Below are 16,375 nucleotides of genomic sequence, written 5' to 3'. Positions count from 1 at the left end.
TTCATTTTACACATTATATAAAAGATTGTAATTGATGCGTATCGGAATTATTTCGGGCGTATTGGGGCTGACTGTAGTCTTACCCGCCCACGCACAGAAGTCCGATTCAATCAAGAGTTTACTTTTGCCTGATGTCGTTGTGACTGAGTCGTACCAGCAACGTCAAGCCAAAAAGTCTGCGCTTGCGGTTGATGTAGTGGATCAGGATTTTCTGCGCAAACATTTTACGGGAAACTTCATGCAAGCAATGGAGAACATCCCCGGCGTGCAAGCAATGGATATAGGTTCCGGCTTCTCCAAACCGATGATCCGAGGAATGGGATTCAACCGGATTGCTGTACTCGAAAACGGAATCAAGCAGGAAGGACAACAATGGGGAGCCGACCACGGACTGGAACTGGATGCTTTCAATATCGGAACTGTCAATGTCCTGAAAGGTCCTTCTTCACTACTATATGGCAGTGATGCAATGGGAGGGGTGATTGACATAACTTCACCTCCCGTACCCTCGGTAGATATGTTATTCGGAGACGTTACACTTCTGGGAAAGTCCGTCAACGGAACGCTCGGAGGATCATTTATGCTGGGAATAAAGAAGAGTTTCTGGTATGCACAAGTCCGTTATTCCGAACAGCATTTCGGGGATTACCGCATCCCTACGGATACTATTGTTTACCTGACGCAAAAAATGCCTGTTTACGGGCGTAAGCTAAAGAATACGGCAGGCATTGAACGCAATATCGGATTCTTCGCCCAATATCAACGGCAAAGATATAAAGCGAACTATTCCGTAAGTAACGTCTACCAAAAAACTGGTTTCTTTCCGGGGGCGCATGGTATACCGGATGCATCCCGCGTAGAAGATGACGGGGACAGCCGTAACATGGAATTGCCTTACAGCAAGGTGAATCATCTGAAGGTGACTACCCTTCAGCAGTATGCGTGGGAGAAGCTAGTTTTGTCGGGCGACTTTGGATTCCAGAATAATCACCGTGAAGAATGGAGTGTTTTCCATACCCATTACGGTTCGCAACCCGTACCGGAGAAAGACCCGGACAAGGAACTGGCTTTCAACTTGAATACTCTCAGTGCATCGGTAAAAGTCCGCTTTATCGGTTCTTCTTCGTGGGAACATGCATTGGGTTGGGACGGACAGCATCAACGGAACGATATTTCCGGTTATTCATTCTTATTGCCTGAATACTACCGTTCCACCACCGGATTGCTTTGGCTTACGACTTATAAGCCTAATAATGTTATCTCCGTCAGCGGAGGAATGCGGTATGACTATGGATATATTCATATATCTTCGCATGAAGACGCCTATCTTGCCGATTATCTCCGAAAACAGGGATATGATGAAGAACAGGTAGAACACTATAAGTGGAACAGCCATGCAGTGAAAAAGAAATTCGGTGATTATTCATTCTCTCTGGGATTGGTATGGACACCGTCCGAACGGCACATGGTAAAAGCAAACGTCGGTCGTAGCTTCCGTCTGCCCGGTGCGAACGAACTGGCGGCTAACGGTGTGCATCACGGGACCTTCCGGCATGAACAGGGAGATGCAAATCTGAAATCAGAACAGGGATGGCAAATGGACGCTTCTTATAACTTACGGTATAACGGGTTTTCCATTTCCGTTTCTCCCTTCGTCAGTTGGTTTAGTAACTACATCTTTCTGCGTCCTACGGGCGAGTGGTCTGTCCTGCCGCATGCCGGACAGATTTATCGTTACACAGGAGCCGAGGTGCTGTTTGCCGGAACGGAAGCAACGATAGACATTCACTTTCTGCGTAGTTTCAATTACCGTATTTCCGGTGAGTATGTTTATACCTACAACTGCGACGAGCATATCCCGTTAAGTTTTTCTCCTCCGTTTAGTATGCGGAACACGTTGACATGGCAGAGGAAACAGGTTATGCTTTATGCAGAGTGGCAGTCCATAGCCCGGCAAAATCGCGTAGATCGTAACGAAGACCGTACACCGGGTGCAAACCTGTTCCATTTAGGCGGTTCGTTGAATATTCCCATTCGGGGGAATCAGGCAATAGAAATAACCCTGACCGCCCGGAATATTTTCAATACCCGATATTACAATCATCTTAGTTTTTACAGGAAAGTAGAAATCCCCGAACCGGGACACAACTTCCAATTATTAATCAAAATTCCATTTAAAAAATTACTGTAATGAGAACTAAATTATATCTCCCGATAATCAGCCTTTTGGCAATGTCTGTTTTTGTATTTATCTCTTGTGACGATTCGGATAGTGATACCACTAAGCCGGTGATTGAACTGCACGAACCCGAAGAAGGGCAAGCGCTGAAAATAGGAAGTGAATACGGCGTGCATTTTGAAATGGATCTGTCGGACGACGTGATGTTGAAGTCGTATATGATTGAAATACACAGCAACTTCGATCACCATTCGCATGGAAAAAGCAGGGGGGCCGGAGAAACCATCGATTTCAGCTTCAACAAGTCTTATGATATTTCCGGAAAGAAAACGGCACATATTCATCATCATGATATTATGATTCCGAAGGATGCAACTCCGGGAGATTATCATTTAATGGTTTATTGCACGGACGCTGCAGGAAACGAGACGTATGTTGCCCGTAATATCGAATTGAGTAACGATGTAGAAGAAGAATATCATCATCATGAATAGAATAAAGGTATTATAAGTAGGTGCATTGTAAAAAATGCGACCTTTGTAGGTACAAAATTGGAGAAAGAAATTTAAAGGTGTAATAGATATTACACCTTTATTGTTTTCAAAGCTTTACTTTTGTGAAAAATACTTTTCCCTATGATAAAGTTGCCAATTATAAATCGAATTTTTCCTTCGTACAAATCGAAGATAATAGCTGTCATTGTTACCGGCGTTATCGTGGGCGGAGGAGTTTTATTTATGTATATGCTTCGGGCACATACATATTTGGGAGATGATCCGGCAGCATGTGTGAATTGCCATATCATGTCTCCTTATTATGCAACCTGGTTTCATAGTTCGCATGCCCGGGATGCTACTTGTAATGACTGTCATGTTCCTCACGAAAACGCGGTAAAGAAGTGGACATTCAAGGGGATTGACGGAATGAAGCACGTAGCGGCGTTTCTCACGAAAAGTGAGCCGCAGGTGATACAGGCACACGAAGCCAGTTCGCAAGTGATTATGAATAACTGTATCCGTTGCCATACACAACTGAATACGGAGTTTGTGAAGACGGGAAAGATAGATTATATGCTGTCGCAAGTAGGAGAAGGAAAGGCTTGTTGGGATTGTCACCGCGATGTCCCTCATGGCGGGAAGAACTCGCTGTCCACGGCTCCGGGAGCTATTGTACCGCTTCCCGAATCGCCCGTGCCGGAATGGCTCCAAAAAATGATAGATAATAAAGAATAAGCAAAATATAACTACGTAATAAAACAATAAAACCGATATAGAATGGAAAAGAAATTAAAATCATGGCAAGGATGGCTGTTGTTCGGAGGCTCAATGGTTGTTGTTTTTGTTTTGGGACTATGCGTTTCTGCATTAATGGAGAGGCGGGCGGAAGTAACTAGTATCTTTAATAATCGCAAGACTGTCATCAAAGGGATTGAAGCACGCAACGAACTCTTTAAGAATGATTTCCCTCGTGAATATCAGACTTGGGCGGAAACTGCAAAAACAGATTTCCAAAGTGAGTTTAATGGAAATGTTGCTGTTGATGTACTGGAACAACGTCCTAATATGGTAATACTTTGGGCGGGATATGCTTTCTCGAAAGATTATTCCACTCCGCGCGGACATATGCATGCTATCGAAGATATCACGGCTTCGCTTCGTACCGGAGCACCTGTGAATCCTACCGACGGTCCTCAACCGTCTACTTGCTGGACCTGCAAGAGCCCGGATGTTCCCCGTATGATGGAAGCATTGGGCGTTGATTCTTTCTATAACAATAAGTGGGGTGCCATGGGTGCGGAAATTGTGAACCCGATCGGTTGTTCCGATTGCCACGATCCGGAAACGATGAATCTTCATATCAGCCGTCCGGCTTTGATTGAAGCGTTCCAACGTCAAGGCAAGGATATCACAAAGGCTACTCCACAGGAAATGCGTTCGCTCGTATGTGCGCAATGTCACGTAGAATATTACTTCAAGGGTGACGGCAAATACCTGACTTTCCCTTGGGATAAAGGCTTTACTGTGGAAGATATGGAAGCCTATTATGATGAAGCCGGTTTTTATGATTATATTCATAAATTGAGCCGTACCCCGATCTTGAAAGCACAGCATCCGGATTACGAAATTGCTCAAATGGGTATTCACGGTCAGAGAGGTGTCTCTTGTGCCGATTGCCACATGCCTTATAAGAGTGAAGGCGGTGTGAAGTTCAGCGACCACCATATCCAGAGTCCGTTGGCAATGATTGACCGTACTTGTCAGGTCTGTCACCGTGAAAGCGAAGAAACATTGCGTAATAACGTTTATGAACGTCAACGCAAAGCGAATGAAATCCGTAACCGTTTGGAGCAGGAGTTGGCAAAAGCGCATATCGAAGCTAAATATGCCTGGGATAATGGGGCGACAGAAGAGCAAATGAAAAATGTGCTTGCTCTGATTCGTCAGGCGCAGTGGCGTTGGGATTTCGGAGTGGCTTCCCACGGAGGTGCTTTTCATGCGCCGCAGGAAATTCAGAGAATCCTTTCTCATGGGCTCGATCGTGCTATGCAGGCCCGTTTAGCTGTATCTAAGGTGCTTGCGAAGAATGGATTTACCGGAGATGTGCCGATGCCTGATATTTCCACTAAAGGAAAGGCACAGCAATATATCGGTCTGGATATCGACGCGGAAAAAGCGGCCAAGGAGAGATTTCTGAAAACGACTGTTCCGGCTTGGTTGGAGAAAGCGAAATCAAATGGTCGTCTGGCACAAAAATAAGATAGTAGTATATGTGGAGCAAACCGTGGAGCTATAAAGAAGGTCTGATTATTGGTGCAGGATTATTGGTGATAGGTGCACTGCTGCAAATAACGGTAGGAGGTATCAATTGGAATCTGTTTGCCTGGCCGGTTAATTTAATAGTGTTATCAGTATATATCATTGTTCTGATAGCCATGCACCTTCTCCGTAAACGAGTCTATTTGTTTGGGTGGTTGAGCCATTATTCCGCAGCCGTTTTTTCCCTTGTCTGGGTGGTCGGTATGACGGTGGTAATGGGTCTTATCCGGCAGGCTCCTTCCGGTCATGCTTCGAATGACATACTGGGATTTTCACAGATGATTTCATCCTGGTCTTTCGTTCTGCTTTATTTATGGATGGCCACTGCATTGGGATTAACGATACTCCGTACCAGTTTCCCTTTGAAGTTCGGCCGCCTTTCGTTTCTTCTCAATCATATCGGATTATTCATTGCATTGATTGCAGCTACTTTAGGGAATGCCGATATGCAGCGACTGAAAATGACTACCCGAATGGGAAACGCGGAATGGCGGGCTACCGATGATAAAGGACAACTGACAGAACTTCCGTTGGCTATCGAATTAAAAGATTTTACTATTGATGAATATCCGCCGAAACTGATGCTGATTGATAATGAAACCGGACGTGCACTTCCCGAAAAATCTCCTGTACATTTATTGCTTGAAGAAGAAGTATACGGTGGGACTTTGCAGGATTGGGAACTGACTATTCAACAATCCATTCCAATGGCGGCCTCCGTAGCTACCGAGGATACGCTGAAGTTTACGGATTTTCATTCTATGGGAGCAACTTACGCTGTACATTTGAAAGCTGTGAACCGAAAGAACCGGCAGACGAAGGAAGGCTGGGTGAGTTGTGGGAGTTTTCTTTTCCCTTATAAGGCATTGCGCCTTGATTCTCTGACTAGCCTCGTAATGCCGGAAAGAGAACCGCAACGCTTTGCTTCGAAAGTGAAAGTCTATACGCAGGAGGGAACAATTACGGAAGATACGATTGAAGTGAACCGTCCTATGGAGATAGAAGGCTGGAAAATCTATCAGCTTAGTTATGATGAGTCGAAAGGGGGTTGGAGTGATATTAGTATCTTCGAACTGGTTCGTGATCCGTGGTTGCCGGTAGTTTATACAGGGATAGTTATGATGATGCTCGGGGCCGTTTGTCTGTTTGTGAATGCACAAAAGAGAAAAGAGGAGGAAAAGGAATGAGTTGGGAATATTTTATATTGTTTGCGGTAGTCGCATTGGTTTGTTGGAGCTTGGGGGCTTTTGCTGCTTGGAAAGGAAAGAAAACGGTATGGGCATACGGATTTACTCTGTTGGGATTGGCTGTATTTTTCTGTTTTATCCTCGGCATGTGGGTTTCTTTGGAACGTCCTCCGATGCGGACAATGGGAGAGACACGTTTGTGGTATTCTTTCTTTCTGCCGTTGGCTGGATTGATAACGTATATACGTTGGAAGTATAAATGGATTCTTAGTTTCAGTTGCGTTCTGTCATTAGTCTTTATCTGTATCAATATCTTTAAGCCGGAGATTCACAACAAGACGTTAATGCCTGCTTTACAGAGTCCATGGTTTGCTCCTCATGTTATTGTGTATATGTTTGCTTATGCTATGTTGGGGGCTGCGGTGGTAATGGCTATTTATCTGCTTTGGTTCAAGAAAGAAGAGATTGAACGGAAAGAAATGGATTTATGCGATAACCTTACTTATGTAGGTCTGGCTTTTATGACATTGGGTATGCTTACGGGAGCTATTTGGGCAAAGGAAGCTTGGGGACATTACTGGGCTTGGGATCCGAAAGAAACATGGGCAGCGGCAACTTGGTTCTCTTATCTTACATATATACATTTCCGACTGGGTAAACCGTTGAAAGTGCGTCCGGCATTAGTTATTTTGTTAGTATCGTTTGTTTTATTACAGATGTGCTGGTATGGAATCAATTATCTTCCGTCGGCACAAGGTGTCAGTGTACACACTTATAATTTGAATTGAAATATCAAATCATTTAAATTGCAATATTGATGAAAACATTTTATTGGTCATTAGTGCTTATGATGCTATTGCCAAGCATGGCATACACACAAAACACGGAGAAGGAAAATGAGTTCTCGATGTCGATGCAAATCAGACCTCGGGCGGAGTATCGGAACGGAGCTTGGTTTCCTCGCAATGAAGGGGTGAAAGCCGCATCGTCTATCAACAATCGTGCCCGTTTGTCAATTGACTACAAGCGGTCGGACTTGGAAATCAAGATGTCGGCACAGCACGTCGGAGTTTGGGGACAAGATCCGCAGATCGACAAGAACGGGCGTTTTGTCCTGAACGAAGCATGGGCAAAACTTGATTTCGGACACGGCCTTTTTGCCCAGTTGGGGCGTCAGGCATTGGTTTATGACGATGAGCGTATTTTGGGCGGATTGGACTGGAATGTGGCGGGACGTTATCATGACGCATTGAAACTGGGATATGCGAATAAGAATAATGAGGTACACCTTATTCTTGCCTTCAACCAGAATGACGAGAAGAAGATAGGCGGTACTTATTATGCTTCCGGTGCACAGCCTTATAAGAATATGCAGACTGTATGGTATCACTATAAGGCGGATGCAATTCCGTTCGGCGCTTCTTTGCTGTTTATGAACCTGGGATTGGAAACCGGGGATGCGGCTACGCAGGATTCGCATACCCGTTATCTGCAAACAATGGGAACGTATCTTACCTATAAGCCCGGTAGCTGGAATCTGGACGGTGCTTTCTACTATCAGACGGGCAAGAATAAGGATGCTGAGAAAGTGTCGGCATTAATGGGAAGCGTGCAGGTTGCCTATGCTTTTGACAAGACATGGGGAGTTGTAGCAAGTTTCGATTATCTGAGTGGCGATAAGGGAAACGGCGACAAGTTTAAAGCGTTCGACCCTCTCTACGGAACACACCATAAGTTCTACGGAAGTATGGATTATTTCTATGCGAATCTATTTGTGAACGGTTATGCACCGGGTTTAATGGACAGCCGTATCGGTGGTCGTTTCCGTGCGTCGGACAAAGTGGATATGGAGTTGAATTATCACTATTTCACTACTGCGGTTAAATTGCCGGACTTGAAGAAGTCCTTGGGTTCGGAAGTCGATTATCAGATTAACTGGTCGGTGATGAAAGACGTGAAACTCTCTGCCGGATATTCTTTCATGCGTGGCACAAAGACGATGGATGCAGTGAAAGGCGGTAATCATAAGAGCTGGCAAGATTGGGGATGGGTATCGTTGAATATCAATCCGAGAGTGTTTTTCACAAAATGGTAATTAAATAAGGATAATATTCTGATAAGCGTGGCGCAGCATAATACCGAAAGTTTAAGCTGCGCCACATTTTTATTATATGAATTTCTCTAAAGCTACTTTGTTCAGAATTTCCACCCGTTTCCCTTCCATAGTCATGAGTCCTTCCTTGATTATCTTATTTATTTCTTTCGATAGAGCAGGGCGCGATACATTGAGGTATTCGGCAAGTTGGGATTGCGTATGTGTAATCTCTACTATCAGAGAATCCTTCTTTTTGTGCTCAAACAGATAAACGATAAATCTTTCCCGGACAGTCTTTCGGGAGAGTGGTTTCAGCCGTGATACGGTACAAATGTTGCAATTACCGGCAATGCAGAGAAAATTGTGCAACACTTGCGGGTCTTGGCTGATAACTTTAAAGGTGGAATCCTTGGTTGCCATAAGTATCACACTGTCCTCAAGGGCGGTGAACGTGGCAGGCAATGTATTATTCGGATTAAAAAGATGAGGAGTGGCAAAGGTGCGTGGCGCAATGATATATTCAATCATCACTTCGTTTCCCAGTCCGTCGATAATATCCGTGCGTAATTTCCCTTCCAACAACACATACAGTTTGTTACAAGGCGTTCCTTGTGTGACAACTATCTCTTTCTTGTCTGCTGCGTAGACTACGAAATCCAGTTTCTCCAATAGGGATTCTTTAATATTCAAGGGCAAATCCCGGAAAAGAGGGATTTGGAACAGCTTTTCTTTATGTGTGTCGGTCAGTTGTATTTTTTTCATTGCATCATGTTGTTCGTATCGTGGACAAACTTACTGAAAATCTCCGTAATAAACGAATAAAAGGGGAGAAATGGCATTAAAATAGCTTGAATGCAAAACAGTCAAAGAGATGACTATTGAAATTGTCTTCTGTATTTGGACGGAGATACTCCCAAGGTGTTTGTGAAAATCCGGACGAAATGGGGCAAATCATTAAAGCCGACCGTAAAACAAATTTCGGATACTTGCTTTTGTGAATGTTTAAGAAGTTCGCAGGCTGTATTTAAGCGATATTGGGTTACATACTGCGAGAAGGTCATTCCTTTGCAACGTTTGAAGTAGGAACAGAAAGCAGAGCGGTTCATGCCTACTTCTGCGGCAATATCATCCAAAGATATGGTATGGATATAGTGAGCCATTACATAAGCACAGATTTGCTGCATACGTCTCACGTCACGTTCAATACTCATGGGCTTTCCGGCAAGGGTATGGTCGGATGAGGTAAAGATGACAGGTAGCAGACGAAACATTTCGCATAGGCGTCCCAACTCGTCCATATCGTTCATCCGTGACAATATCCGGCGAATGCTTTGTGAACTTCCAATACCGAATTTCAGAGCGTTCGTCGGGAATGTAATGCCCGTCAGACGATTACGTAGTTCGGGGAATACTGCCATACACCGTTCTACAAGCGAATGGCTGAAAGCGACCATTAAATAACGGACATACCCGTCATCGTCTGCTGAATCCGGCGAATACTCCCAGCGGTGTAGCATGGACGGCGGTATTAACGCCACATCACCTGCTGCGAAAGGGTGTAGTGTGTCGCCTGCCATTCGTTTGCCATATCCGTGGACAACATAATACAACTCCCATGCATCATGCCGGTGCAGTTTGGCTTCGATGCTTGTTGTCACTCGTTGGTCTATAAAGAAAAAAGAGTGATTCTCCACTTCGGGCAATTCATAAGGAATGGCGGTATCTTCCATAAAAGTAATGCTTAAAATGACTTATATGCAAATATACGACAAATATCTAAGATGATACCACAAATATATAACAAGAAAGCTGGGTAACTTTGCTGCCGGAAACAATAAGTATAACTATTAAAATGTATTGTTATGGATTTCTATCAAGTACTAGAGAAAAGAAGAACTATTCGCGACTTTTCCGATAAGAAGGTGACGGATGAAGTGTTGGAGAAGGTATTGTCGGCTGCATTCAAGGCTCCGACTAATGACCATTTGCGACAGTTTGAGTTTATTGTCGTGAGAGGGCAGGAAAACATTGCCCGACTCATATCGCCTGTGGCGGAAAACACCAAGAACATTCAGCAGACAGGGCTTGATGCTGCTGCCGACATGATGGATAAGGATGAACACGCCATGTTTGTCGATGCGTTGCCCAAACAACAACGTATGCTTATGCAAAGTAATTGTCTCGTACTTCCATTTTTTCGGCAAAAGGATTTTCCTCTGTGCCAACCTGCCGACCAAAGTTCACTTAACTATTTCGCTTCTGCATGGGCAGCCGTTGAGAATATCCTGTTAGCAGCAACGGCGGAAGGACTGGCGTGTGCATTCCGTATTCCTATTGGCAACGAACCGGAGTATGTGAAACATCTCGTCAATGCTCCTGACGGATATGAGTTTGCCTGTTTTCTCGCTATTGGCTATGCAGCGGAGAATGCACATATTTGTAAGCAGAAAGAAATCCGGGTAGGGGATAGGATTCACAGGAATGTCTGGTAATCTGTAATTAAGGTACATCTCTCTGTAATTTATATACATTCGCTATGTTATAAATTGCCTATTTTTGCAGAGTGAAAAGACTGAATCATTCTAAAAGATAAAACTAATAAAGTAAAGTTATGGCTAAAAAAGTTCTGATAATTTCGTCCAGTCCGCGGAAAGGCGGCAATTCGGATTTGCTTTGTGATGAATTTATGAAAGGTGCTCTCGAAGCGGGCAATGAAGTGGAAAAGATTGTATTGAAAGACAAAACGGTTCATCCTTGTACGGGATGCAGTGTTTGCAGTATGTACGGAAAGCCTTGTCCGCAGAAGGATGATGCGGCGGAAATCGTGGAGAAGATGATTGCTGCCGATGTGATTGTAATGGCAACTCCTGTTTATTTCTATACGATGTGCGGACAGATGAAGATTATGATTGACCGTTGCTGCGCACGCTATACGGAGATAACGAACAAGGAGTTTTATTTCATTATTGCGGCGGCAGAGGATAATAAGGCAATGATGGAACGTACAATAGACGGTTTCCGTGGCTTCCTCGATTGTCTGGAAGGGCCACAGGAAAAAGGAACGGTCTATGGAATCGGCGCCTGGAAGGTAGGGGAGATTAAAGATACTCCATACATGCAGGAAGCCTACAACATGGGAAAAATGGTATAACTGTCACTGGCTTATTATAGTGACGCTATGCTTGCAGGATAGTGACGCTATAACAACAAGATAGTGACGCTATGACGACCGGATAGTGACGCTATCTTATGTGACCTTTTGAAGCATAAAAATGATATTTCAATCGAATAGATTGAAAAGTCAAGAATTTTAATTGACTGGATTGCTTGTTCTGCCACAGAATTATTATAATTTTGTGGCAGAACTTTTTATTTTGTATGATTCGTTTAATAACTAAGCATCATGGGCTATACAATAACGACTCTTGTAGAGAATTGTGTCTATGGACGTAAATTGCAGGCAGAGCACGGTCTTTCTCTCTATATTGAGACATCGGGACATAGATTACTCTTTGATACGGGAGCGTCCGATTTGTTTATCCGTAACGCCCGCCTGCTGCATATTGACTTGCAGAAAGTCGATTATCTGATATTATCCCACGGGCACAGTGACCACACGGGAGGTCTGCGTCATTTCTTGGAGCTGAACAAACAAGCAACAGTTGTCTGCAAACGCGAAGCCTTCTCTCCAAAATTTAAGGATGAACGCGAAAATGGAATGAAGCATACGCAGACTTTCGACCTTTCCCGTTTCCGTTTTATCGAAGAACAGACCGAACTGCTTCCCGGCGTATTTCTCTTTCCCTCTATTGATATTATCGACCGTGAGGATACCCATTTCGAACGCTTTCGGGTTCAGAAAGAAGATGGTTGCCATATACCGGATACTTTTCAGGATGAATTGGCGGTAGTGTTGGTAGAGCCGGACGGTTTTTCTGTATTGAGCGCCTGTTCTCATCGAGGAATTACAAATATCCTGCGAACAGTCCGTGCGGCATTTCCCGAATCTCCTTGTAACTTACTGTTAGGCGGTTTTCATATTCATAACGCAGAAGAACGGAAATATCAGATCATTGCAGATTATCTGAAAGAATATCTGCCGCGTCAGATTGGTGTCTGCCATTGTACAGGAGTAGATAAATATGCTTTCTTCTACAAAGACTTTGGTGACAGGGTATTCTATAATTACACGGGAAAACTAATTCAAACTGATTTGTTGAAATAAAATATATATAATAATTTGATATGAAGAAACTAATAACTTCTTTAGCACTGGCATTGACCGCATTGTCCGGCTATGCCATTACTCCTTTGTGGATGCGTGACGCACGTATTTCACCGAATGGAACGGAGATTGTCTTTTGTTATAAAGGCGATATTTACAAAGTCCCCGCACAGGGTGGGACAGCCGTTCAGTTGACAACACAAGCATCTTATGAAGCCAACCCCGTTTGGTCGCCCGACGGAAAACAAATTGCATTTGCCAGCGACCGGAATGGGAATTTCGACCTCTTTATCATGCCTGCTGACGGCGGAACCGCCCAAAGGCTGACTTATCATTCCGCTTCGGAGATTCCTTCGGCTTTTACTCCGGACGGAAAGTTTGTACTTTTCTCCGCATCTATTCAAGACCCCGCAGGTAGCGCTTTGTTTCCTACCGGAGCAATGACGGAATTGTATAAAGTACCTGCTGACGGGGGACGTACCGAGCAAGTACTCGCTACTCCTGCCGAATGGGTTTGCTTTGATAAATCGGGGAAAAACTTTCTTTATCAAGACCGTAAAGGCTTCGAAGATGAATGGAGAAAACACCATACTTCTTCTATAACCAGAGATATTTGGCTGTATAACACACAATCGGGAAAACATACCAATCTAACGAACCGGGAAGGGGAAGACCGCAATCCGGTGTATGCGCCCGACGGCAATTCTGTCTATTTTCTTAGCGAGCGCAACGGCGGCTCATTCAATGTTTATAACTTTTCACTGAATACTTCGCAAACGTCGAATGTGCCTCAAGAGGTAAAAACGATAACTACATTCCGTACGCATCCGGTACGTTTCTTGTCAATCAGTGATAAAGGTACATTGTGTTATACCTATGACGGAGAGCTTTATACACAGGAAGCCAATGCCCGTCCGAAGAAAGTAAACGTCGAACTTGTCCGGGATGACGAAAAGGAGATTGCTTCCCTCAAATTTTCTCAGGGCGCTACTTCCGCTTCCGTATCTCCGGACGGCAAACAGGTTGCTTTCATTGTGCGTGGTGATGTCTTTGTCACTTCGACGGATTACACTACAACAAAGCAAATCACGAATACTCCGGGAAAAGAAGCCGCTGTGTCCTTTGCCCCGGATAACCGGACGCTGGTCTATGCCAGTGAAAGGACGGGTAACTGGCAACTTTACACCGCCAAAATAGCCCGTAAGGAAGAAGCCAATTTCCCTAATGCAACTCTTATCGAGGAAGAAGTCTTGCTTCCTTCAAAAACAGTGGAACGTGCTTATCCGCAATATTCTCCGGACGGTAAGGAGCTGGCTTTTATCGAAGACCGTAACCGCTTAATGGTACTTGACTTAAAGACGAAGAAAGTTCGTCAAGTGACGGACGGTTCTACATGGTATAATACCGGAGGCGGATTCGACTATGAATGGTCGCCGGACGGCAAATGGTTTACTCTTGAATTTATTGGCAATCGCCATGATCCTTATTCGGATATAGGTATTGTCAGCGCACAAGGCGGTACTATTACCAACTTGACTAACAGCGGATATATTAGCGGTTCTCCGCGTTGGGTACTGGACGGAAACGCTATTCTTTTCCAAACTGAACGTTACGGTATGCGTGCGCATGCTTCTTGGGGTTCACAACAGGATGTGATGCTGGTATTCTTGAATCAGGATGCTTATGACCGCTATCGCTTAAGCAAGGAAAACTTCGAACTGCTTAAAGAATTAGAAAAGGAACAGAAGAAAGCGAAAGACGGTGACAAGAAGAAAGATGTAAATAAGTCCAAAAAGGATGAAGCTGACGAGGACAAGTCATCCGAAGATAAAGCAGACAAGAAAGATATAGTAGTAGAGCTTAACGGCATTGAAGACCGTATCGTCCGTCTGACTCCCAACTCTTCCGATTTAGGCAGTGCCATACTCTCAAAAGACGGAGAGAATCTTTATTACTTCTCAGCTTTCGAAGGCGGCTATGACCTTTGGAAAATGAATCTTCGTGAAAAAGACACAAAACGTTTGCACAAACTCAATACCGGTTGGGCATCATTGATGTTGGATAAGAAAGGGGACATTTTCTTGTTGGGAAGCCGGATGATGCAGAAAATGGATGCGAAGTCGGATGCATTGAAATCAATCAGTTATCAGGCTGAAATGAAAATGGACTTGGCTGCCGAGCGTGAAGCAATGTTCGACCATGTGTACAAGCAACATCAAAAACGCTTCTACAATCTTACTATGCATGGGGTCGATTGGGATGCCATGACGGCTGCTTACCGCAAGTTCCTGCCTCATATTGATAACAACTACGACTTCGCGGAATTACTGAGCGAATGGTTGGGCGAACTGAATGTCTCGCATACGGGAGGACGTTATTCTCCAAGAGGCGGGGGAGATGTGACCTCTAATCTGGGCTTGTTGTTCGATTGGAATTACCAGGAAAAAGGAATGAAAATCGCTGAGGTAATCGAGAAAGGCCCGTTCGACCATTCCCGTACAAAAGTAAAAGCAGGCTGCATTATTGAAAAGATTAACGGTGAGGAACTGGCTCCGGATAAGGATATTACTGCTTTACTGAATAATAAAGCCGGAAAGAAAACCCTGGTTTCGTTGTATAATCCGCAGAATAAGGAGCGTTGGGAAGAAGTGGTAATGCCTATCACTAGCGGAAGACTCAACGGTTTGTTATACAAACGTTGGGTAAAACAACGTGCTGCCGATGTTGAGAAATGGTCGAACGGCCGGTTGGGGTATGTACATATCCAGTCCATGGGCGACGGAAGTTTCCGTACTGTTTACTCGGATATTTTGGGTAAATATAACAACTGTGACGGAATTGTGATTGATACCCGTTTCAATGGCGGCGGTCGTCTGCACGAAGATATCGAGATACTTTTCAGCGGTCAGAAATACTTTACGCAGGTAGTACGCGGACGCGAAGCCTGTGATATGCCGAGCCGTCGCTGGAATAAACCTTCTATCATGTTGCAGTGTGAAGCTAACTATTCCAATGCGCACGGTACGCCTTGGGTGTACAAACACCAGAAGATAGGCAAACTGGTCGGTATGCCTGTGCCGGGAACAATGACAAGCGTATCTTGGGAAACATTGCAAGACCCTTCACTGGTATTCGGTATTCCTATTATCGGTTATCGTCTGCCGGATGGAAGTTATCTGGAAAATAGCCAGTTAGAGCCTGATATTAAGGTTGCCAATAGCCCTGAAACGGTAGTGAAAGGGGAAGATATGCAACTGAAAACGGCTGTTGACGAATTGCTTAAAGAGATAGACAGTCAGAATAGATAGTAAATAGAAGTAGGTTGATGCATATCCCCCGTTACGGAAGTGCATCAACCTACATGAATATATAATGAACTGGTTAGGACTTCTTTAGCCGATAATCTTTCTGATATCTTCTACAATCAGTTCATCTGTCAGATGATTGGCACGAAGTAACTCTTGTATGTCGTACCGGTCTACGAATTCTTTCTTCGCTCCATAATTAAGGACTTTCATATCACTGGCACCGTAATAACGGGCAATCTTTTCACCGAAACCACCGTCCAACACACCGTCTTCCAATGTAATCACTAGTTGGTGGTCGGCTTTCAGTTCTTCCATTAGCTCATTGTCAATGCCGGTGATATATCGGGGATTGATAAGCGTTGCATCAATACCTGCCTTTTCTTTCAGCAATGACAGCACCGACTGTCCTAATCCGAAGAACGAACCTAACGCAAGGATAGCTACTTTCGAACCGCGATGAGCGACTTTATAACGATTGAGAACGCTGTAATCGGATTCCACAGACTCGCCACAGCTAATCACATCTGTTGCGGGCACACGGATAGCCACCGGGTGTTCATTCTGA

The 16,375-nt window shown here is 44.3% G+C and carries 14 protein-coding genes; 11 read left to right on the top strand and 3 right to left on the bottom strand.

The genetic code is table 11. The features are described 5' to 3' along the window. The first annotated feature begins 34 nt into the window (after window positions 1-34). The 7 genes from BHV72_RS12965 to BHV72_RS12935 all read left to right on the top strand — a co-directional run bounded on the left by BHV72_RS12965 (window position 35) and on the right by BHV72_RS12935 (window position 8,277). Window positions 35-2,191 (top strand): TonB-dependent receptor, encoded by a 2,157-nt coding sequence (locus tag BHV72_RS12965; RefSeq protein ID WP_122295486.1) that lies wholly within the window; start codon window positions 35-37, stop codon window positions 2,189-2,191. Then, window positions 2,191-2,673 (top strand): DUF4625 domain-containing protein, encoded by a 483-nt coding sequence (locus tag BHV72_RS12960; protein WP_122264449.1) that lies wholly within the window; start codon window positions 2,191-2,193, stop codon window positions 2,671-2,673. The genes BHV72_RS12965 and BHV72_RS12960 overlap by 1 nt, the downstream gene beginning before the upstream one ends. A gap of 141 nt (window positions 2,674-2,814) precedes the next feature. Then, the gene (nrfH, locus tag BHV72_RS12955; protein ID WP_005678035.1) at window positions 2,815-3,411 is read left to right on the top strand and encodes a cytochrome c nitrite reductase small subunit; all 597 of its coding nucleotides are present in this window, start codon (window positions 2,815-2,817) and stop codon (window positions 3,409-3,411) included. Between the two features lie 42 nt (window positions 3,412-3,453). Further along, a complete protein-coding gene (nrfA, locus tag BHV72_RS12950) occupies window positions 3,454-4,935 on the top strand; it encodes an ammonia-forming cytochrome c nitrite reductase (protein WP_005678036.1) in 1,482 nt (493 codons plus the stop codon). 11 nt (window positions 4,936-4,946) lie between these two features. Beyond that, entirely contained in the window at window positions 4,947-6,182 is a 1,236-nt protein-coding gene (locus BHV72_RS12945; protein WP_122364966.1) for a cytochrome c biogenesis ResB family protein, read from the top strand. Then, a complete protein-coding gene (locus BHV72_RS12940; protein ID WP_005681415.1) occupies window positions 6,179-6,970 on the top strand; it encodes a cytochrome c biogenesis protein in 792 nt (263 codons plus the stop codon). Before BHV72_RS12945 ends, BHV72_RS12940 begins: the two co-directional genes overlap by 4 nt. Before the next feature lie 29 nt (window positions 6,971-6,999). Then, entirely contained in the window at window positions 7,000-8,277 is a 1,278-nt protein-coding gene (locus tag BHV72_RS12935; RefSeq protein WP_122364965.1) for an alginate export family protein, read from the top strand. A gap of 72 nt (window positions 8,278-8,349) precedes the next feature. Here BHV72_RS12935 and BHV72_RS12930 read toward each other — a convergent pair whose 3' ends face one another. Continuing rightward, window positions 8,350-9,039 (bottom strand): Crp/Fnr family transcriptional regulator, encoded by a 690-nt coding sequence (locus BHV72_RS12930; protein WP_022042163.1) that lies wholly within the window; start codon window positions 9,037-9,039, stop codon window positions 8,350-8,352. A 113-nt stretch (window positions 9,040-9,152) separates the two neighbouring features. After that, on the bottom strand, window positions 9,153-10,007 hold the full coding sequence (locus BHV72_RS12925) for an AraC family transcriptional regulator (RefSeq protein ID WP_022042164.1): 855 nt from the start codon (window positions 10,005-10,007) through the stop codon (window positions 9,153-9,155). Window positions 10,008-10,139: 132 nt separating this feature from the next. Between BHV72_RS12925 and BHV72_RS12920 the strand changes: the two genes are divergently transcribed. The 4 genes from BHV72_RS12920 to BHV72_RS12905 all read left to right on the top strand — a co-directional run bounded on the left by BHV72_RS12920 (window position 10,140) and on the right by BHV72_RS12905 (window position 15,810). Further along, window positions 10,140-10,769: a nitroreductase family protein gene (locus BHV72_RS12920; protein WP_122264963.1), complete on the top strand. Its 630-nt coding sequence runs from the start codon at window positions 10,140-10,142 to the stop codon at window positions 10,767-10,769. A 119-nt stretch (window positions 10,770-10,888) separates the two neighbouring features. Beyond that, on the top strand, window positions 10,889-11,428 hold the full coding sequence (locus BHV72_RS12915; protein ID WP_005678067.1) for a flavodoxin family protein: 540 nt from the start codon (window positions 10,889-10,891) through the stop codon (window positions 11,426-11,428). Window positions 11,429-11,680: 252 nt separating this feature from the next. Further along, window positions 11,681-12,502: an MBL fold metallo-hydrolase gene (locus BHV72_RS12910; RefSeq protein ID WP_122364963.1), complete on the top strand. Its 822-nt coding sequence runs from the start codon at window positions 11,681-11,683 to the stop codon at window positions 12,500-12,502. A gap of 20 nt (window positions 12,503-12,522) precedes the next feature. Beyond that, window positions 12,523-15,810, top strand: a complete 3,288-nt coding sequence (locus BHV72_RS12905; protein ID WP_286856127.1) for a S41 family peptidase — start codon at window positions 12,523-12,525, stop codon at window positions 15,808-15,810. A gap of 84 nt (window positions 15,811-15,894) precedes the next feature. On the opposite strand, the gene BHV72_RS12900 is transcribed toward BHV72_RS12905, so the two are convergent. Beyond that, window positions 15,895-16,375, bottom strand: a 481-nt coding sequence (locus BHV72_RS12900) for a transketolase C-terminal domain-containing protein (RefSeq protein ID WP_286856126.1), incomplete at its 5' end; no start/stop codon positions are given.

The sequence above is a fragment of the Bacteroides sp. 43_46 genome (assembly GCF_001915455.1).
Lineage (GTDB): Bacteria > Bacteroidota > Bacteroidia > Bacteroidales > Bacteroidaceae > Bacteroides > Bacteroides caccae.
This window is presented reverse-complemented; position numbering and strand designations above follow the sequence as displayed.

Excerpts from the sequence above, each read along its gene's own strand:
- BHV72_RS12965 (WP_122295486.1), top strand. The coding sequence starts at position 35 with ATGCGTATCGGAATTATTTCGGGCGTATTGGGGCTGACTGTAGTCTTA.
- BHV72_RS12960 (WP_122264449.1), top strand. The coding sequence starts at position 2,191 with ATGAGAACTAAATTATATCTCCCGATAATCAGCCTTTTGGCAATGTCT.
- nrfH (WP_005678035.1), top strand. The coding sequence starts at position 2,815 with ATGATAAAGTTGCCAATTATAAATCGAATTTTTCCTTCGTACAAATCG.
- nrfA (WP_005678036.1), top strand. The coding sequence starts at position 3,454 with ATGGAAAAGAAATTAAAATCATGGCAAGGATGGCTGTTGTTCGGAGGC.
- BHV72_RS12945 (WP_122364966.1), top strand. The coding sequence starts at position 4,947 with ATGTGGAGCAAACCGTGGAGCTATAAAGAAGGTCTGATTATTGGTGCA.
- BHV72_RS12940 (WP_005681415.1), top strand. The coding sequence starts at position 6,179 with ATGAGTTGGGAATATTTTATATTGTTTGCGGTAGTCGCATTGGTTTGT.
- BHV72_RS12935 (WP_122364965.1), top strand. The coding sequence starts at position 7,000 with ATGAAAACATTTTATTGGTCATTAGTGCTTATGATGCTATTGCCAAGC.
- BHV72_RS12930 (WP_022042163.1), bottom strand. The coding sequence starts at position 9,039 with ATGAAAAAAATACAACTGACCGACACACATAAAGAAAAGCTGTTCCAA.
- BHV72_RS12925 (WP_022042164.1), bottom strand. The coding sequence starts at position 10,007 with ATGGAAGATACCGCCATTCCTTATGAATTGCCCGAAGTGGAGAATCAC.
- BHV72_RS12920 (WP_122264963.1), top strand. The coding sequence starts at position 10,140 with ATGGATTTCTATCAAGTACTAGAGAAAAGAAGAACTATTCGCGACTTT.
- BHV72_RS12915 (WP_005678067.1), top strand. The coding sequence starts at position 10,889 with ATGGCTAAAAAAGTTCTGATAATTTCGTCCAGTCCGCGGAAAGGCGGC.
- BHV72_RS12910 (WP_122364963.1), top strand. The coding sequence starts at position 11,681 with ATGGGCTATACAATAACGACTCTTGTAGAGAATTGTGTCTATGGACGT.
- BHV72_RS12905 (WP_286856127.1), top strand. The coding sequence starts at position 12,523 with ATGAAGAAACTAATAACTTCTTTAGCACTGGCATTGACCGCATTGTCC.